This is a genomic window from Corallococcus sp. NCSPR001 (assembly GCF_017309135.1).
Lineage (GTDB): Bacteria > Myxococcota > Myxococcia > Myxococcales > Myxococcaceae > Corallococcus.
Window position 1 is genome coordinate 8,782,895 of sequence record NZ_JAFIMS010000002.1, and the last position, 17,839, is coordinate 8,800,733.

Below are 17,839 nucleotides of genomic sequence, written 5' to 3' on the forward strand. Positions count from 1 at the left end.
GAGGGCCGCTCACTGTCCCCGCGTGAACATCCGCCCCCGCACCGGAGGCTCAATCCACGCGCACCGCCTCGCGACAATCCCTCAAAGCAGGAAGACACCGGTCCCCACCGGTGACCTCTCGCCGGCGGCCTGGAGACGACGTCGGCGAGAGGCTTTCCCCTGCAAGGGAGCGTCCGCGAATGACAGTCCAAGCATCCCTCCGGGCGGGCAAGAAAACGGGCGGAATGCGTCTATTCTGGAAAGCCGCTCATTCTCGACCCCTGCTCGTGGACGGGAAGAAGGCTGCCGGTCACGCCCGTGGATGGACCCAGGTCTTGAAGCAAGAGGGGGCACGGATGATGCGAGCGATGGAATCGCGGACGCAAGGCGGGCGGGAGCGGGTGGAGAGCGTCGAAGGCGCGGCGCGTTGGGAAGCGCAGCCGTGGCGGCTCCAGTTGCAGGACGCGAGGGCGCACGAGCAGCGGGTGGCGCGGCCGGTGCTCGTCGCGGCGCTGCTGGCGGAGGGCTGCACGGCGGAGGCGGAGGTGGCGGGGTTCGCGGGGGCGCTGGAGGACCGGGCGTCGCTGAGCATCGGGCAGGTGCTGCGGTTCGTGGACAGCCTGCGGGTGCGCATGTCGCTGGCGCGCACGGATGACGAGGTGTTGCAGTTGGCCTACCTGCGCCGCAACGCGGAGGAGCTGGCGGAGCGGATGATTGACTGGGCCAACACGGGGCGGCTGCCGGCGTAGGGCAGGCGGGGCGCCGCGCGGACGTTGGTGGTGGGCGTCCCGGGTGGGAGTGCCTTGACAGGGGCGGTGGGTCGCTTTCAGGTGGGGGCATGCTCGCCCTCGCACTCGCCGCCACGCTGGCGGCCGCACCCGCGCCTCGCGTCGCCGCCTCCACGGTGACGGTCCTCCACGCTCCGCAGTTGGATCAGCTCCAGGGGTTGAACGCGTTCCTGACGCGGGCCGGGGCGTCCTCGCAGATGCTGAACCCGGAGGCGTGGCGCGGCGAGCTGCACCCCATCCTTCAGCTCGACCTGGGGAAGCCGGAGGTGATGGAGGCGCAGGGCATCGACGTGACGGGGCCGCTGACGGTGTCCATGCGGCGGGACGGCCGCATCGCGTGCACGCGGGTGAAGGACGCGAAGGTGTTCCAGGAAGCCACGGCGAACGTGCTCGCGCGCAACGGCGACGTGAAGGCGGGCACGGTGAAGGGCGTGACGACGCTGCGGGCCCCCAGCGCCACGGGCGGCTTCGGCGGCTACGTCATCAAGGGCCAGGAGGCCTGCGCCTTTTTGAGCACGGATTCGGACGACGCGCTCCGCAAGGAGGCCGCGAAGCTGGTGGCGCAGAAGGCGCCGGCCGCGGACGCGAGGATGGCCGCGGTGCCGGGCGTGCTGTTCGTGTCCACGAAGGACGGCGTGGTGGCGCTGGATGGCACGGCGACGGGGCTGAAGGTGGAGGGCACGGCGACGAAGCTGCCGCTGCCGCCCTTCCAGACGAAGGGCACGAGCCCCTACGGCGCCATGTCCCCCGCGGGCCTGCTCTTCGCACGCGCGCAGGTGGCGCCGACGGGCGTGGCGCAGGCGGTGGAGTCCGTAGCGGACGCGGTGCGGACGGTGTGTCCCGCGTGCCCGGCGGCGGACGTGAAGGCGGTGACGGACGCGCTGGCGAAGCAGCTGACGGGGCAGGTGTTGTTCGGGGTGGACTCGGTGGCGGTGCGCGGTTCGTTGCGCAAGCCGGAGGTGCGCTTCTTCGCGGCGAAGCAGGCGCTGGCGGCGGAGGTGACGGACGCGGCGGCGGTGAAGGCGGCGCTGGCCCCGCTGGCGAAGTTCCCGGGAGCCAAGACGCTGGAGGACGGCTACGCGATGGAGGCCAAGGGCGGCAGCGTCTACGTGCGGCTCAAGGGCAAGCAGCTGGTGTTCGGCAATGACTCCACGGTGACGCAGACGATGCTCGCGGCGCTGCCGGAGAAGGGCGGGCCGCTGAAGCGCGCGGTGGAGTTCACGCTGGATCCGAAGAAGCTGGCGCGGGGCCTGTCCCAGGTGTCGCTGATGGACGTGATGGGCGACGAGCGCCTGGCCGCGTTCTTCGGAGCGAGCACGGAACTGGGTCCCCTGCTCGCGAAGAGCGACAGCATCACCGGTTGGCTGGACAGCGCGCCCAACGGAGCGCACCGGTTCCAGATGAACTGGTCGCTGCCGGAGAAGAACTGAACGCGGCTACTTGCGCACCAGTTCCACCTGCATGCCCAGCAGCTTGCGGCCCTCGCCCGTGGTGCCGCACATCGCGCCGTCCGTGAGCGGACCCATGGGGCGCGCCATGCCCTCCACCTTGCACCAGTAGCGCACGGTGTACAGGTGCGCCCCTTCGCCGCGCAGCCGGATGCCGAAGGCCTCCAGCCTGCGTGACTCGCCCTGTGTTCCGCAGGGCGTGCCCTCGGGCAGCCATCCTGAGTCACCCAGGTCCTGCAGGTGGCACTGGTACTCCAACTGCACGGCCTTCATGGGGCGCTTCAGGTGGAACTCGAACTGCTCGATGCGTTTGGGCTGATTGGGCAGCCACGTCGCCCGGCTGGAGCTCTGGTTGCCGATGTCCTCGCTGTGCACCGTGCCCACCAGGTCCACCGTCTTCGAAGGCGCGGCACCCAGCGTCGACGCCAACATCATTCCAACCAGCAGGCTCTTCATCGGAGTTCCTTGTGGGAGACCTCCGTGCTGACGCGCCAGTGAAGGACCTATTCACCCAGAGCGCTAACGGGACTTGCGGCTCGCACGCTTCCGGGCCGGGCTCTTGCGCGCGGTCTTCTTCGCCGCCGTCTTCTTCGTCGCGGTCTTCTTGCGCGCTGTCTTGCCCCAGCCGCGCTCCATGTTCTTGTAGGACTTGCTGGACACCTTGGAGCGGCTCTTCGGCCGCGACGTCCCCGCCTTCTTGCGCCGGTTGATGTTCGCCACGAGGCTGTTCTTCTTCTGGGCCATGCGCTCCCCTTTGGCACGCAAGGTCTTCACTCCTCGCCCAGTGGGCAACGCCTCCTCGCCTGGGCCGTGAAGCCAACAGCACTCAGGCCATCCGCTACCGGAATGAATCAACGATGTAGGCCGCCGCAGTGGAGCCTCGTAGTGCCGGATGACGACCTGCGGGCCGCTCGTCCAGACCAGCCCATAGGCCAGATCCGGTGAACGGGTACAACGGCACTTGTTGGATCGGCCGGTCGCCGCTTCGGCTCAGACTTCCTCGTCGGGGAGGAGCGTCCGAAGAAGGTCATCGTCGGGGCCGAGCGGGCGCCATCCAGCAGGGGGCGGATTCGCGCGAAGTGCCGCCCTCGCCAATCTGACCCGCTCCTTATGGGTTTCTGGGGTGTAGGCGGACCACGAGCCGAGTGCCTTGGCTACCTTGAATAGATTCTCGTCATCCAGCACGGCGGGCCAACCGTTGGCAAGACTCTGAGACAAGAGACGCACGAGAACATCACGAACGAAGCGCGTGACCTGCTTGCGCTGCTCCGCCTCTGCGAGCAACCCACTCAACACCTGCACCGCAGCGACGTCATCGTCGCCAAGCTCGTCGGCCAGCGCGTACAGCGGGACAGCAGGGCGTGCATCGGCAAAGGCTGTGAGCGAGTCGAAGCCGCGCGCACGGACTCGTTCGTACAGGCGCGCTTTGATATTGCCCCGCCACGCGCCGCCACCGCTCATCGTCTTCTCCAAGGCGTGAAGTTCATCGGGATCCGGTAGTCCTTCATTCGATCCCCAACGATGTCCAGGACTGCATTTCTCGTCAACGTGCGTCCAGCTTCAGCCTCGGCATCGCGCAGTGCCTCCATGATCCGCCGATTCCACTCACCGGGCCATGTACGCCCCAGCTTCCAGTCGCCCCCGCCGTGAATGGCCTCGTGATGGGCCTGCTCCAACCGGACGCAGAACTGGTCGATGTCCATGTCGCCCTTGAAGCCGCGCTGCTCGAACCACTCGCGGTTTCACGCGGCCGCTGGCGGCGCAGGAGCCGTTGCCCCCCCCCGGAGAGGACGCGTGGGGAAGCGCTCCATGCGCGCGAGGGCTCGCCGTTCGGAGCCTCCACCCACGCGAGCGAGGAGTCCTCTCGCGGTGCATGGCTCAAGCTTCGGCCTCGCCCAGTGGGCAACGCCTCCTCGCCTGGGCCGTGAAGCCAACAGCACTCAGGCCATCCGCTACCGGAATGAATCAACGACGTAGGCCGCCGCGGTGGAGCCTTCAAGAATCGCCGTCCCAGGCTTCGAGTCCGGACTCTTCCGCATCTGGTCCTGGCTAAGTCGGGCCACGGCGCAGATGGGGAACTTCTCGCTGTCCGGTGGATGGGCCTCGTAGTACCGGATGACGACCTGCGGTCCGCTCGTCCAGACCTGCCCATACAAACGGGTCGTCGCCTCCAGCGTGCCGAAGTCATCCTCGAGGATGCTTTCAATCGGACCGTCGTAGAGCGTGGGACGCCGTGAACCAATCTGGTTCGCGTCCAGCTCGACCAATTGCGCGTCCCCCACATGCAACCGCAAGGCACGCATCGTCCGCTTGGCTTCCTCCGAGCACTCCTGCGGCCCCGGAGTTCCATCCGGGCGCAGCGACACCCCGCCGCTGGTACATCCAGACGACGCAGCAAGCAGGACGAAAGTTCCGAACAGCAGGGCCTGTGTCGTGGGCATGGAGACGACTTTTCTACTGCCGAACGAGTGCATGTTCCATCGCCACGGCGACCTGGAGGATCCCATCCTCACGGAAGATTTGAAGGGCCAGATCCGCCAACTGACCACCCTCCAGTTCGAAGGAGCTCCTGTCCACGACGACGGCGATCCTTCCTGACTGGCCAGGGACGATGACCGGCCGGTCCATGCGCAACGCGAACGGGCGCTCCGAGGGAGAGCGCTCACGGGTCACGGAGGCCGCTTCGAACCGCCACGCATCCTGGAGCACGGTGTTCCGCAAGGTCACCACCGCGGCTGCCTTCCCAGGTCCCTTGAAGACTTCAACCACCATGTCCATGTCCTCGTGCTTCAAGCGGAAGACCCGCTTGCGCCGGAACGGCGTCTTGCCCACCTCTCCGTTGGAGAGAAGCGTCGCGTAGGCATGGTCGATGGAGTTCTCCTCCTTCTTGAACCGCTCGTTCTCCTCACGCAGCTCACGCTCTCGGTTGAGCGCGTCATACAGCCCTGAAAGCACCGCGTTGTAGCTGCCACGGTCCCCGAACACGTTGACCTGGTAGTCGATCCACCCCCAGTCCTCGCGACGCTTCGGCCTCACGAGGAACGTCAACTCCGTCCCATCCACCAGCGTCACAAGGAGAGGCAGCGCTTCGCCCTCATCCAGATCGCGCAGCGGCTCGACCACCACCTTCTTGCTTCCAACGAGCAGCGGTTCGAACCGCCCCTCCCAGGCCAGGAGCCGTGTCTTCGCGGGCACGACGTCCTGCTCGAAGCGCAGCACGCTCGCCACCTGCGCGGAAACATAGATGGACGGCGCTTCCTGCCCGGGATGGGCCGGAACCTGGAGCGTCCGGATCCTGAGCTTTTCTTCAAACTCCCGGGCCAACGCCGGAAACGCCAACAAGCCGAGCAGCAGGCCGCACTTGAGCGACAGCGAAGAGGACATGGCGCCCCCACTTATCAGGGAGGATGCCTTCCATCCAACCTACGCCGTCCGCTCCCGAGGCCACCCCGTCCGCGACCGGTTCCGCTCCGCCTCCTCCGCCCGCGCCAGCCCACGCTGGATGTCATTCCAATCCAGCGTCCCCGCGAGCAGCCCATCCTCATCCACCACCGCCGCCATGGGCACGCGCGCCTCCGCCATCCTCCGCAGCGCCGTCCACCCGTCCTCGCGCAAATCCGCCACCACCCCATCCTCCATCGCGTCACGCACCACGTAGCCCCCGCGCTGCGCCTCCGGCACCGCCTGCGCCGCAGCCCACGTCACCCGCCCCACCGGCCGCCCCGCGCTCGTCACCGGCAACGCGTTCACGTGCTCGTGCCGCATCGCCCAGTGCGCGTCCTGCATCGACAGGTCCAGGTCCACGCCCACCATCCGCGGCGTCATCAGCGCCGCCACCTGCACGCGCTCCAGCAGCGCCTTCATCCGCACCTGCCGCGACTCCCCCTCCGCCCCCATCAGCACGAAGAACGCCACCACCAGCGTGAACGGGTTCAACGTCACCAACCCCCACACGCCGAACAGCACCGCGAACACGCGCCCCAACCCCGCGGCCACCTTCGTCGCCCGCACCAGCCCCAGCCTTGGCGTCAGCGCCGCGCGCACGATGCGGCCCCCGTCCATGGGGAACGCCGGCAACAGGTTGAAGCCCCCCAGCACCGCGTTGAGCATCGCCAACGTGAAGAGCGCGAACTGCACCTGGAACATCCCCAGGCCGTGCATCACCCACGTCAGCGCGCCCAGGAACGCCGCCAGCCCCAGGCTCGTCAGCGGGCCCACCAGCGCCATCAACGCCTCGTCGCGCGGACGCTTGGGCACCTCCGCCAACTCCGACACGCCTCCGACGATCATCAGCGTGATGCCATGCACCTCGCCGCCATGCCGCAGCGCATAGAGGGTGTGCGCCATCTCGTGCAGCAGCACCGACACGAACAGCCCCACCGCCACCGCCAGCCCCCACGCCCACGGGTGCCCGCCCAGCGCGCCCGGCGGCACGTCCGCCGCCTCCGCCGCCCGCTCAAGCGTCCCACCGAACGCCAGCGCCAGGAGCGGCAGCGCTATCAGCAGGGAGAAGTGCACCCGGATGGGCACTCCCCGGAACGACCCCACCCGCAGTGCCCCCGGCCTCTCACGCATCGCCAACCTCCCCTGCCCGCCGCCCGGCCCCGGAGCCCGGGAAGACGCGGTGTCGGAAATCCTGAACTTCCGTCCCGTCCCCTCCCCATGCACCCCGGGCCCGGCCGTCCGCCCACCCCTCCAGGAGCAAGGGAAGCGCTGCCAGCGACTTCCAATCGTGTTAGAGCGCCCCCCATGGCCACGACCCCCGAGAACGATCCCTTGCGCGCACGGCTCCAGCAGATGGAGCAGCAGGCCGAGCAGGGCGGCGGCGCCGACCGCATCGCCAAGCAGCACGAGGCCGGCAAGCTCACGGCCCGCGAGCGCATCGACCTGCTGCTCGACCCCGGCTCCTTCAGTGAGCTGGACAAGTTCGTCACCCACCGCAGCAGCGACTTCGGCATGGGCGACAAGAAGATCCTCGGCGACGGCGTCGTCACCGGCTACGGCACGGTGGAGGGCCGCCAGGTCTTCGTCTTCGCCCAGGACTTCACCGTCTTCGGCGGCTCGCTGTCCGGCGCCTACGCCCAGAAGATCTGCAAGATCATGGACCTGGCCACCCGCGTGGGCGCGCCCGTCATCGGGCTCAACGACTCCGGCGGCGCGCGCATCCAGGAAGGCGTGGAGAGCCTCGCCGGCTACGCGGACATCTTCCTGCGCAACACGCTGGCGTCCGGCGTCGTCCCCCAGATTTCCCTCATCCTGGGCCCGTGCGCGGGCGGCGCGGTGTACTCGCCCGCCATCACGGACTTCATCATGATGGTGAAGGACACGTCGTACATGTTCATCACCGGCCCGGACGTCATCAAGACGGTGACGCACGAAGAGGTCTCCAAGGAGGCCCTGGGCGGCGCGCTCACGCACAACCAGAAGTCCGGCGTGGCCCACTTCGCCGCGGAGAACGAGCAGGCCGCCATCGCGATGACGCGCGAGCTGCTCTCGTACCTGCCCTCCAACAACCAGGAGGACCCGCCCGCGCAGCCGTGTGACGACGACCCGTTCCGCGCCGAGGAGTCGCTCAAGTCCATTGTCCCGGCGAACCCGAACAAGCCCTACGACATCAAGGAGATCATCCGCGCCATCGTGGACTCCAAGCACTTCTTCGAGGTGCAGGAGCACTTCGCGAAGAACATCGTCGTCGGCTTCGCGCGCATGAACGGCAAGAGCGTGGGCATCGTCGCCAACCAGCCCGCGGTGCTCGCCGGCTGCCTGGACATCGACGCCAGCGTGAAGGCCGCGCGCTTCGTGCGCTTCTGCGACTGCTTCAACATCCCCCTGCTCACCCTGGTGGACGTGCCCGGCTTCCTCCCCGGCACCGACCAGGAGTGGGGCGGCATCATCACCCACGGCGCCAAGCTGCTCTACGCGTACGCGGAAGCCACCGTCCCCAAGATCACCCTCATCACCCGCAAGGCCTACGGCGGCGCGTACGACGTCATGGCGTCCAAGCACATCCGCGCGGACATCAACTACGCCTACCCCACCGCGGAGATCGCCGTGATGGGCCCGGAAGGCGCGGTGAACATCATCTTCCGCAACGAGCTCCTGAAGGCCCAGGACGCCAACGCGGAGCGCAAGAAGCTCACGGACGACTACCGCGAGAAGTTCGCCAACCCGTTCAAGGCGGCGGAACTGGGCTACATCGACGAGGTCATCCGTCCGGAGGAGACCCGCGCCAAGGTCATCCGCGCGCTGGAGATGCTCAAGGACAAGCGGCAGGAGAACCCGCCGCGCAAGCACGGCAACATCCCGCTGTAGGAGAAGTCCCGGACCGCGCCCGCACGCCCCTCGTCGCCAGGGGGGCAGGCGGGCGTGGAGACTTCCGGAAATTCTCAGGTAACGCCGGGGCTTTCACGGGGCCACTCAAGGAGCCACCCCCGTGTCCCAGCAGCGCCGACTCGTTCTCTTCCTCTCCGACGTCGAAGGCAACCTCACCGCTCTGCGTCAGACGCTCAAGGGCGTGTGTGAAGGGTTGGACCTTCCCTGTCCCGAAGTGAAGTGGGTGGAGCCCCGCCCGGAGTCGCTGGCCGACACCGGCTGGCACGTGGCGGAGATTCCCCTCGTCCACGGCAAGACGTCCGGCAAGGTGTCCTCCCCCGAGGAGCACGTGGACGCCATGACGCAGGCGCTCTCCCGGGACTTCCGCGACCGCTCCATGGGCATGTACGTGGACCGGGAGCACAGCTACGCCCGCGTCTGCATGGCCGCCCCCAGCCGCCCGCCCCGCGCCATGGAGGGCGAGTACCTGGACGTCCTGCGCCAGGCCGCGCGCTGGCTGGACGTGGAGACGACGGCGCTGGCCCGGCTCTTCAGCGGGAATGCCGCGCGCAACCTGCTGGCGGCGGCGGTGGACTTCGGGCCGGACGGCAAGGCCGTGGAGGCCCCCTCGCACCCCGCCCCTCCCCCGGAGCCGGACGAGGACGACCGCTTCGTGGAGGCGAAGCTCGCCCAGGCCAAGCTGCTGATGGATGAGTACCTGAACCTGCGCAAGTAGAGGCGGGCAATCCCGGGCGCCTCATGCTAGACGGGCGCCCATGCCCAAGATCCGCAAAGTGCTCGTCGCCAACCGCGGCGAGATCGCCATCCGGGTGATGCGCACCTGCAAGGACCTCGGCATCGCCACGGTGGCGGTGTACTCCGAAGCAGACCGTTCCGCGCTGCACGTGCGCACCGCCGACCAGGCCTACTTCGTCGGCCCCCCGCCCTCGCGCGAGAGCTACCTCGTGCAGGAGCGCATCCTGGAGGTCGCGAAGCAGTCCGGCGCGGACGCCATCCACCCCGGCTATGGCTTCCTGTCGGAGAACGCGTCCTTCGTGCGCGCCTGCGAGAAGGCCGGCATCACCTTCATCGGTCCGCCGGCCGCCGCCATGGACGCCATGGGCGAGAAGACCCGCGCCCGCGCCAACATGATCAAGGCGGGCGTGCCCGTCGTCCCCGGCACCACGGAGCCCATCGGCACCATCGAGGAGGCCCGCGAGTACGCCCAGGGCATCGGCTTCCCCATCATGCTCAAGGCCGCCGGCGGCGGTGGTGGCAAGGGCATGCGCCGCGTGGAGGGCATGGCCGACTTCGACTCCGCGTGGCGCTCCGCCAAGAGCGAGGCGCTCAACGCCTTCGGCAACGACGCGGTCTACATCGAGAAGTACCTGGAGAAGCCTCACCACGTGGAGATCCAGGTCTTCGCCGACCAGTACGGCAACACCATCCACCTGAACGAGCGCGAGTGCTCCGCGCAGCGCCGCCACCAGAAGGTGGTGGAGGAGACGCCCAGCCCCATCCTCACGCCGGAGCTGCGCGCGAAGATGGGCGAGGTCGCGGTGAAGGCGGCCAAGGCCGTCAACTACGTGGGCGCCGGGACGGTGGAGTTCCTGGTGGACGTGCACCGCAACTTCTACTTCCTGGAGATGAACACCCGCCTCCAGGTGGAGCACCCCGTCACGGAGTGGGTCACCGGCCTGGACCTGGTGGCCATGCAGATCCGCGCCGCGGAAGGCGAGAAGCTCCCCCTCTTCGAGGCCCCCGCGCCGCGCGGCCACGCCATTGAAGTGCGCGTGTACGCGGAGGACCCGGCGCGCAACTTCATGCCCAGCCCGGGCAAGATCCACGCGCTGCGCGTGCCGAGCGGCCCGAACGTGCGCGACGACTCGGGCGTGTACGCGGGCTTCACGGTGCCCAACTACTACGACCCCATGATTTCGAAGCTGTCCGTGTGGGGCGCCACGCGTGAAGAGGCCATCGCGCGGGCCAAGCGCGCGCTGTCCGAGTACGTGGTGAAGGGCATCACCACCAACATCCGCTACCTGCACGGCATCCTGTCCCACCCGGAGTTCGTGGGCGGGGACTACGACACCAGCTTCCTCACCCGCCATCACACGGCGCTGCTGGGCGAGGAGGACCCCAAGCTCAGCGAGGTGGCGCTGCTCGCGAGCACGCTGCACGCCTTCCAGCGCGACCAGAAGCGCGCCAAGACGCTGCCTTCGCGCGCCGGTGGCGGTGACACCTCTGGCCGTATCAGCCCGTGGCGTCTGGCGTTGAAGAGCCGCCGCCGCTGACCTTCCTCCTTTCCCGCAAGGACCTCTCCTCCATGCGTTACTTCACGAAGCAGCAGGGACAGAAGGAAGCGGTGCCGGTGGACCTGGAGTCGCTGGGCCAGGACCGCTACCGGCTCACGGTGAACGGCAAGACGTTCCAGGTGGACGCGCTGTCCGTGGAAGCGGGCACGCTGTCGCTCCTGGTGGACGGCCAGTCGTACAACATCGAGTTCGAGGAGAACGGCGACGAGATCGGCACGCTGGTGCGCGGGCAGGTGAACCGCACCGACGTCGCGGACGAGCGCAAGCTGCGCATGCGCGCCGCCGCGGGCAGCTTCTCCGTGGAGGGCCGTCAGGTCATCCTCGCGCCCATGCCCGGCAAGGTGGTGAAGGTGCTGGTCAAGGTCGGTGAGGAAGTGAAGGAGGGCCAGGGGCTCGTGGTCGTGGAGGCCATGAAGATGGAGAACGAGCTCAAGAGCCCCAAGGCCGGCAAGGTCACGGAGGTGTTCGCCAAGGAAGGCACCGCCGTGGAGAACAACGCCAAGCTCGTCGTCGTGGAGTAGCCCGCCCCATGGAGATGCTCTGCACGCTGCGCAGCACCACCGAGCCGCAGCGCCAGGCCCTGCACAAGGCGCCCGAGGCGCTGGAGCCCTTCCTGGAGGACGAGGAGGACTTCGGCGACGCGAAGGGCGCGGCGTTCCTCGAGCTGGACATCGGCGAGGCGTGGCACGGCCTCCAGTACCTGCTCACCGGCACGGCCTGGGAGGGCAAGCCGCCCCTGGACTTCCTCGTGCGCGGCGGCGAGGACGTGGGCGATATCCCGTCGGATGAAGGCACCGCGCGCGTGTTCGACGTGGCCGCCGTGAAGGCGCTGGCGGAGGCGCTGAGGAAGGTCTCCGTGGAGGACCTGCGCAAGCGCTTCGACCCCGCGAAGCTCCAGGCCGAGGACATCTACCCCGGCACCTGGGACGAGGAGGAGGAGGTCGAGGAGGACGTGGATCCGCTGGAGGAGCTGCTCTCCTACTTCGTGGAGCTCCAGAAGTTCACCGCCGCCGTGGCGAAGCGCGGCCTGTGCCTGCTCGTGCACATCGGCTGAAGGCGGTCAGGCGCTTCAGGCCGCCCAGCCCTGCCACACGTCGTGCCCCAGCTTCAGCACCAGCGCGGTCACCACGCAGAGCACCACGACGCGCACCACCTTGTCACCGCCCTTCACCGCCACGTGCGCGCCCACCCACGCCCCGGTGAACTGCGCGGCGGCCATGGGCAGCGCCACCTTCCACAGCACCACGCCCCGGAGCGTGAACAGCGTCACCGACGCCAGGTTGGAGGCGAAGTTCACCACCTTCGCGTCCGCGGACGCGCGCGCCAGGCCGTGGCCCAGCAGTGACGAGAACGCCACGATGAGGAAGGTGCCCGTGCCCGGCCCGAAGAAGCCGTCATAGGTGCCGATGCAGAGCGCGATGAGCGCGCCGATGGCTTGCGCGCGCGGACGGGGCGAGGGCTCCACGCCGTCCCGCTTTGGCGGCGCGCGGCGGAAGGCGAGGAACACCGCCACCGCGATGAGCAGCACCAGCACCAGCGGCTTGAGCACCTCCGGCTTGAGCAGCATCACCAGCGCCGCGCCGCCGAACGCGCCCATCAGGCCGAAGGGGAACGTCGCGCGGGCCAGCTTCCCGTCCACCAGCCCCGCTCTCGCGAAGCGCACCAGCGCCGCGCCCGAGCCGAACACGGACTGCCCCTTGTTGGTGCCCAGCGCCACGTGCGCGGGCAGGCCGGCCGCCAGCAGCGCGGGCAGGCTGATGAGCCCGCCGCCTCCGGCGATGGCGTCCACGAAGCCCGCGCTCAACGCGGCGACACACAACAGCACCATCTTCACCGCGCTGACGTCCAGGTCCACGATGGCGACCCGCTTATCACCCTTACTTGCGCCAGGTCGAAGCTTGGGGGTCAATGGGGTCATGCTCGCGACCCTGATGACCGTGCTGGCGCTGACGCTCGCCGCGCCGCCCTCGCCGCCTGACGCGACCACCGCCACGTGCCGCTCCATCGACGGGCACGTGTCCTGTGGCTACGCGTGCAAGTCGGATGGACAGCGCGTGCGGTGCGCCCAGACGCTCCAGGGCCGCTGTACCGTCATCGACGGGCAGGCCTCCTGCTTCGACCCGCCGGCCTACGTGGTGAAGGCGTACGGCGCCGCGCTGCCGGACTCGGAGTGCAAGACCATCGACGGGGTGGTGGGCTGCGGGTACGGGTGCGTCACGGACTTCGGCAAGGTGCAGTGCGCGAAGACGCCCGCGGGCGTGTGCCGCAGCCAGAGCGGCAACGTGACGTGCTTCGACCCGCCCGCCGCGGTGTTCGCGGTGTTCGGCCGGCAGCTGCCTCGCGCGCAGTGCGTCAGCAACGGCCTGCAGGTGGCGTGCGGCTTCAACTGCGTGAACGCCTCCGAGGGGGTGCGCTGCGCGAAGACGCCCCTGGGTGTGTGCAAGGCGCAGAACGGCCACGTCACCTGCTTCGACCCGTCTCCCGCGGCGCTCTGCGCGTGGGGCAAGGGCCTGCCGGCGCCCCAGTGCAAGCTGAGCGAGATGGGCCCGGTGTGCGGATACAACTGCACCACGGCGTACGGGAAGGTGGCGTGCGCGGGGACCCCGGCGGGCATCTGCAAGGTCTTCGACAGCGAGGTGTACTGCTTCGACCCGCCCGCGGAGCAGCAGGCGGACGCGGCGTGTCTGGCCAACGTGGGGCTGGCGGCGATGGAGGGCGCCACGCCCTGAAACACCCGCCCGGTCGCCCGTAAGAGGTCGTCTGCTTGGACGCGGGCCCGGGCGGCGATAAAATTCCGTGTTCCCGGCGGTCCAGGGAGTGGGAGTAGGACGGCACATGGCGGAGGGCGAGGTCCGGCAGTACTGGGTGCGGAACGATCGGGGCACCACGTGGGGGCCCCTGACGGGCGCGACCATCGAGCTGCTCATCGACAGCGGCTCCATCCAGGGCAAGCTCCAGGTCTCCAGCGATGGCCTGCAGTTCGCCTTCCCGTGGCGCTTCCCGGAGGTGCGGGACGCGTTCCCCCGGGAGCTGTGGGGAGACGGCGCGCCCGCGTCGCTGCTGCAATCCACGCCCGCCGCCGTCATCGCTCCGCCGCCGCCGCCGTCCGGCCCGGTCGCCGCGCCCGTCGCGGGTCCGGCCACCGTGCCCATGGCGGGCCCTGGCACCCGGCCACCCATGGCGGGCCCTGGCGCGATGCGGGGCCCCGGTCCCGGAGCGGCGCGTCCGCCCGTGGACGCGGCGGGACGTCCTGTCGCGGCCACGCGGCCTCCGGGTCCTCCGGCCGTGGCTGCTCCGCAGGCACCGCAGCCCGCGGCGGATGACGGGACCAACACGGTGCCGCCGCAGGGGCAGCTCCAGCAGAGCTCGCCCCTGCAGCTGTACGGGCGCATCGCCGCGGGCGAGCAGACGGGCCTGCTGACGCTGGGGCTTTCGGACCGCACGCTGCTGATCCACTTCCGCAAGGGCAGTCCGGAGTACGTGGACTCGTCGCACGCGGAGGACGCGCTGGGCGTGTCGCTGATGGGCGCGAGGCTCCTGACGGCGGAGCAGCTCCAGCAGGCCGAAGGGTCCAAGGAGCGCTTCGGAGGCGACCTGCTCGCGGCGCTGTTCGGGTTGGGGCTGCTCCAGCCGGCGACGGCGTTCACGCAGCTGTCGCAGCGGGCGCTGGGCATCCTGGGCAAGGCGCTGCGGGCGGAGTCCGGGACGTTCACCTTCGAGGCGAGGGACCTGCCCGCGCAGAAGGCGATGCCGCTGGGCAACCGCTGGGCGCTGCTCAGCGACCAGGTGCGGCGCATGCCGACGGCGGACCTCAAGCGGCGGCTGGCCTTCGTGCTGCCCATGCCCATCATGAAGTCCGGGGGCCGGGTGGCCTCCAGCGAGCTGCGCCTGACGCCGCACGAGGTCCGCGCGCTCTCCTTCATCGACGGGGTGCGCTCGCTGGGGCAGCTGCTCCAGGACGTGCCGCAGGACGCGGATCACCTGATGCGCGTGGCGTTCCTGTTGAAGGAGCTGAACGGCGTCTCCTTCGCGGCCTCGCGAGCGCAGTCGGCGCCGCCGCCACCGGGCCCGGGCAACCCGACCCGTCCGTCCGGCACCGTCCCCACCGTGGGCGCAGGAGCCCCGGGCCCGGGCAACCCGACCCGTCCGTCCGGCACCGTTCCCACCGTGGGGCCCGGAGCCACCGGCCCGGGTGCCGCGCCCGCCGCCGCGAGCGCCGGAGCCAGACCCGGTGCCCCCGTCGCGGGCCCTGGAGCCACGCCGATGGCCGGGCCCGGTGCGCCCGCCGCCGCGAACGCCGGAGCCAGACCCGGTGCGCCTGCCGCTGGCCCTGGCGCCAGGCCCGGCGCGCCCATCGCGGGCCCCGGAGCCGCACCCGGCGCGGGGCCCGGCGCGCCTCGTCCCGCCGGTGCCGCGCCCACGGCGGGCCCGGGTGCCGCGCCCCGTCCTCCGGGTGCCCCCGCTGGAGCCGCTCCCACCGCGGGCCCGGGTGCACGTCCCCCCGGTGCTCCCGCCGGTGCCGCTCCCGTGGCGGGCCCGGGTGCCGCCCGGCCCGCTCCGCCCGTCGTCGCCGCTCCGGCGGCCCCGGCCGCTTCGGGTCCCGCGCCCGGTTCGGACGAACTGCCCGCGCTGCGCCAGCTCGCCGCGACCCTGAAGGGCCAGAACCACTTCCAGCGGCTGGGCCTCACCGAGCAGACCGAAGGCAGCGCGGTGAAGATCGCCTACTTCCGCCTGGCCAAGCTCTACCACCCGGACACCCTCCCCCAGGGAGCCCCGCTGGAGTTGGAGAAGCTCAAGGCGGAGGTGTTCGCGTACATCGGTGACGCCTACCGGGCCCTCTCCGACGACAAGAGCCGCGCGGCCTACATCGAGGAGCTCAAGAGCGGCGGCGGCGACGGCGTGGACGTCCAGGCCATCCTCCAGGCGGAGGAGCTCTTCCAGAAGGCCTGCATCCTGGTGAAGGCGCGCAAGTACCCGGAAGCCGTGAAGATGCTCAACGACGCCATCGCCCTCAACGCAGAAGAACCCGAGTTCTTCGCCTGGAGGGGCTATGCGCGCTTCCTCGCCGCCCCGGACAAGAAGGCCGCCCAGCCAGAGTCCTTCCGCGAAATCCAGGCCGCCATCAAGCGCAACGAGCGGTGCGCCCCCGCCCACTACTTCCTGGGCGTCATCGCCAAGCTGTGCGGCGACGCGGCCGGAGCCCTCAAGCACTTCAAGCGGACGGTCGAGCTGCAACCGGACCACATCGATGCGATGCGAGAGGTCCGCATGGCGTCGCAAAAGAAGTAGGGTGCGCGCCTTTTCAAGGAGACACCCCCCATGCCCCTCACCGGGAAAGAACGCCGCCACCTTCGGGCCCTCGGCCACCACCTGGAGCCGGTGGTCATCGTCGGCTCGTCCGGCGTCACCGAGGGCGTCATCGCCGCCGTCGAGCAGGCGCTGAACGACCACGAGCTCATCAAGGTCAAGATCAACGAAGGCCCGGAAGGCCGCCACGAAGGCGCCGACAGCATCGCCGAGGCCACCGGCTCGGAGCTCGCGCAGCTCCTGGGCCGCACCGCCCTCTTCTTCAAGCGCCGCAAGCAGAAGTCCCGCTTCGAGGACATCCTCAAGGGCCCGCACGACCCGCGTCCGGCCCCCAAGCAGGACGAAGAGAAGAAGCCGCGCCGCCGTTAGCCGCACTGTTTTCCAGGGTTCGAGGGGAATCCAGGCCAGCCCGCGCACTTTCCGCGGGTCCGGAAGCAGGCGAGCCCTCGTGCCGGGTTCGAAATGTCCCTACGCTGGGGGTCTTCCCCCCGCGGAGGTGACGTGCAGACTTCCCCGTCCTCCCCATCCCCCATGCCCGGTTGGCACGGCGTGCTGATGCATCACCTGGAGCCGCTCCTGGGTGACTTCACCGCGAAGATGGCCATCCACACCGCCGCGTTGCGGGTCCTGAAGCGTCCACCGGAACAGGTGAGCCTGCAGGACGTGCCGCTGGTGCTCGAGGGCCTCAAGCCCATGCTCAACGTCTTCATCGGCGCGGCGCGCACGACGAACACCCTCACGGAGCTTTCGAAGGCCATGGAGAAGCTGCGATGAACGCCCCCCGTCCCTCTTCGGGTCGCGCCTTCAAGCGGATGGCGCCGTGGCTGGGCGCCGTCGGGGTGCTCCAACTGGCGCACCTGGCCGCGGTGGCCACGTCGTTCCAGGACGCGCAGCGGCTGGCGCTCGTGGGTGACGTGGCGGGCTGGACGGTGGGCCTGCTCGCGGTGGCGGGCACGGCGGCGGCGGCGCTGTCCTTCGGCTCGGGGGACTACCTGCGCCGGGTGTGGGGACTCCTGACGGCGGGCGCGGTGCTGTCGCTCGTCAGCACGGCCCTGCGCAGCTACTGGATGCACGCGGTGCCGGACGTGCCCTTCACCCAGTCGCCGCTGTTGCCCGTGCGCATGGGCGTGGTGGTGCTGGCGAACGTGTGCACGACGTTCGCGCTGGTGCTGCTGGCGCGCACCTACAAGCAGTCCGGACTCCAGCCGCCGCCCAGCTCCCGCGCGTCGCTCCTGTGGGCGGTGGCGGCGGTGGCATCGCTGGCGGTGGGTGGGCCGGCGCTCGTCGCGGCGGCGGGCCACCTGGGCCAGGGCTTCGCGGCCACGTGCACGGCGGTCATCGCGCTGGCGTCCACGCTGGCGGACATGACGACCATCCTGCTCGTCGCGCCCATCCTCCGCGTCGCGTACATGCTGCGCGGTGGGCGGCTCGCGTGGGTGTGGTGGGCCATGGGCGTGTCCGGCGCCGTGTGGCTCTTCTACGACGCGCGCGAGTGGCTGGCGCCGCTCCTGCCCGGCAATCCCGCGGAGGCGGTGGAACTCTTGCGCACGCTGCGCACCTCGGGGCTCGCGATGCTGGGGCTCGCCGGGTGGTTGCAGCGCTCGGCGCTCATGTCGGCCCAGCGCCAGTCGAGCCCGGGCGTCGTCATCCCCACCGCCTGACACGGCCCAGCGCTTCGAGCCGAGGTACG

19 protein-coding genes and 1 pseudogene are annotated in these 17,839 nt (G+C 69.9%); 12 read left to right on the top strand and 8 right to left on the bottom strand.

Annotated elements, in window-relative coordinates; translation table 11 throughout:
- Positions 1-335 precede the first annotated feature (335 nt).
- Positions 336-728 (top strand): hypothetical protein, encoded by a 393-nt coding sequence (locus tag JYJ93_RS37350; protein WP_206799453.1) that lies wholly within the window; start codon positions 336-338, stop codon positions 726-728.
- A gap of 89 nt (positions 729-817) precedes the next feature.
- Positions 818-2,197: a hypothetical protein gene (locus JYJ93_RS37355; protein WP_206799455.1), complete on the top strand. Its 1,380-nt coding sequence runs from the start codon at positions 818-820 to the stop codon at positions 2,195-2,197.
- A 6-nt stretch (positions 2,198-2,203) separates the two neighbouring features.
- On the opposite strand, the gene JYJ93_RS37360 is transcribed toward JYJ93_RS37355, so the two are convergent.
- The 7 genes and pseudogenes from JYJ93_RS37360 to JYJ93_RS37390 form a co-directional block, all read right to left on the bottom strand.
- Entirely contained in the window at positions 2,204-2,671 is a 468-nt protein-coding gene (locus JYJ93_RS37360) for a hypothetical protein (RefSeq protein WP_206799457.1), read from the bottom strand.
- Between the two features lie 63 nt (positions 2,672-2,734).
- Positions 2,735-2,980, bottom strand: a complete 246-nt coding sequence (locus tag JYJ93_RS37365; protein ID WP_206800729.1) for an excinuclease ABC subunit A — start codon at positions 2,978-2,980, stop codon at positions 2,735-2,737.
- Between the two features lie 225 nt (positions 2,981-3,205).
- Positions 3,206-3,676: an NUDIX hydrolase gene (locus JYJ93_RS37370; protein ID WP_206800646.1), complete on the bottom strand. Its 471-nt coding sequence runs from the start codon at positions 3,674-3,676 to the stop codon at positions 3,206-3,208.
- Positions 3,673-3,954, bottom strand: a pseudogene (locus JYJ93_RS37375) (DUF2380 domain-containing protein); the annotation flags it as partial. The pseudogene JYJ93_RS37375 and the gene JYJ93_RS37370, both read right to left, overlap by 4 nt.
- A gap of 213 nt (positions 3,955-4,167) precedes the next feature.
- The gene (locus JYJ93_RS37380) at positions 4,168-4,656 is read right to left on the bottom strand and encodes a serine/threonine protein kinase (protein ID WP_206799462.1); all 489 of its coding nucleotides are present in this window, start codon (positions 4,654-4,656) and stop codon (positions 4,168-4,170) included.
- Positions 4,657-4,669: 13 nt separating this feature from the next.
- Positions 4,670-5,599: a DUF2381 family protein gene (locus tag JYJ93_RS37385; RefSeq protein WP_206799464.1), complete on the bottom strand. Its 930-nt coding sequence runs from the start codon at positions 5,597-5,599 to the stop codon at positions 4,670-4,672.
- A 39-nt stretch (positions 5,600-5,638) separates the two neighbouring features.
- A complete protein-coding gene (locus JYJ93_RS37390) occupies positions 5,639-6,790 on the bottom strand; it encodes a site-2 protease family protein (RefSeq protein ID WP_206799465.1) in 1,152 nt (383 codons plus the stop codon).
- Positions 6,791-6,964: 174 nt separating this feature from the next.
- On the opposite strand from JYJ93_RS37390, the gene JYJ93_RS37395 reads away from it, so the two are divergent.
- The 5 genes from JYJ93_RS37395 to JYJ93_RS37415 all read left to right on the top strand — a co-directional run bounded on the left by JYJ93_RS37395 (position 6,965) and on the right by JYJ93_RS37415 (position 11,896).
- Positions 6,965-8,527 carry an acyl-CoA carboxylase subunit beta gene (locus JYJ93_RS37395; protein ID WP_206799467.1) on the top strand — a complete coding sequence of 521 codons (1,563 nt, stop codon included), beginning with the start codon at positions 6,965-6,967 and terminating at the stop codon, positions 8,525-8,527.
- Between the two features lie 121 nt (positions 8,528-8,648).
- Positions 8,649-9,263, top strand: coding sequence for a hypothetical protein (locus tag JYJ93_RS37400; protein WP_206799469.1), 615 nt, complete (start codon positions 8,649-8,651; stop codon positions 9,261-9,263).
- 40 nt (positions 9,264-9,303) lie between these two features.
- Positions 9,304-10,821 carry an acetyl-CoA carboxylase biotin carboxylase subunit gene (accC, locus tag JYJ93_RS37405; RefSeq protein ID WP_206799471.1) on the top strand — a complete coding sequence of 506 codons (1,518 nt, stop codon included), beginning with the start codon at positions 9,304-9,306 and terminating at the stop codon, positions 10,819-10,821.
- 32 nt (positions 10,822-10,853) lie between these two features.
- Positions 10,854-11,363: a biotin/lipoyl-containing protein gene (locus JYJ93_RS40720; protein WP_206799473.1), complete on the top strand. Its 510-nt coding sequence runs from the start codon at positions 10,854-10,856 to the stop codon at positions 11,361-11,363.
- A gap of 8 nt (positions 11,364-11,371) precedes the next feature.
- Positions 11,372-11,896, top strand: a complete 525-nt coding sequence (locus JYJ93_RS37415) for a YfbM family protein (RefSeq protein WP_206799476.1) — start codon at positions 11,372-11,374, stop codon at positions 11,894-11,896.
- A gap of 15 nt (positions 11,897-11,911) precedes the next feature.
- Here the strand turns inward: JYJ93_RS37415 and JYJ93_RS37420 are convergent, their stop codons facing one another.
- The gene (locus JYJ93_RS37420; protein ID WP_206799477.1) at positions 11,912-12,697 is read right to left on the bottom strand and encodes a TSUP family transporter; all 786 of its coding nucleotides are present in this window, start codon (positions 12,695-12,697) and stop codon (positions 11,912-11,914) included.
- Between the two features lie 61 nt (positions 12,698-12,758).
- Here JYJ93_RS37420 and JYJ93_RS37425 point away from each other — a divergent pair, with 61 nt between their 5' ends.
- The 5 genes from JYJ93_RS37425 to JYJ93_RS37445 all read left to right on the top strand — a co-directional run bounded on the left by JYJ93_RS37425 (position 12,759) and on the right by JYJ93_RS37445 (position 17,810).
- Positions 12,759-13,571: a hypothetical protein gene (locus JYJ93_RS37425; protein WP_206799479.1), complete on the top strand. Its 813-nt coding sequence runs from the start codon at positions 12,759-12,761 to the stop codon at positions 13,569-13,571.
- Positions 13,572-13,677: 106 nt separating this feature from the next.
- A complete protein-coding gene (locus JYJ93_RS37430) occupies positions 13,678-16,131 on the top strand; it encodes a DnaJ domain-containing protein (RefSeq protein ID WP_206799480.1) in 2,454 nt (817 codons plus the stop codon).
- Between the two features lie 30 nt (positions 16,132-16,161).
- Positions 16,162-16,518: a ribosome assembly RNA-binding protein YhbY gene (gene yhbY / locus JYJ93_RS37435; RefSeq protein ID WP_206799482.1), complete on the top strand. Its 357-nt coding sequence runs from the start codon at positions 16,162-16,164 to the stop codon at positions 16,516-16,518.
- Positions 16,519-16,650: 132 nt separating this feature from the next.
- On the top strand, positions 16,651-16,923 hold the full coding sequence (locus tag JYJ93_RS37440; protein WP_269012994.1) for a hypothetical protein: 273 nt from the start codon (positions 16,651-16,653) through the stop codon (positions 16,921-16,923).
- Positions 16,920-17,810: a hypothetical protein gene (locus JYJ93_RS37445; protein WP_206799484.1), complete on the top strand. Its 891-nt coding sequence runs from the start codon at positions 16,920-16,922 to the stop codon at positions 17,808-17,810. Before JYJ93_RS37440 ends, JYJ93_RS37445 begins: the two co-directional genes overlap by 4 nt.
- Positions 17,811-17,839 lie beyond the last annotated feature (29 nt).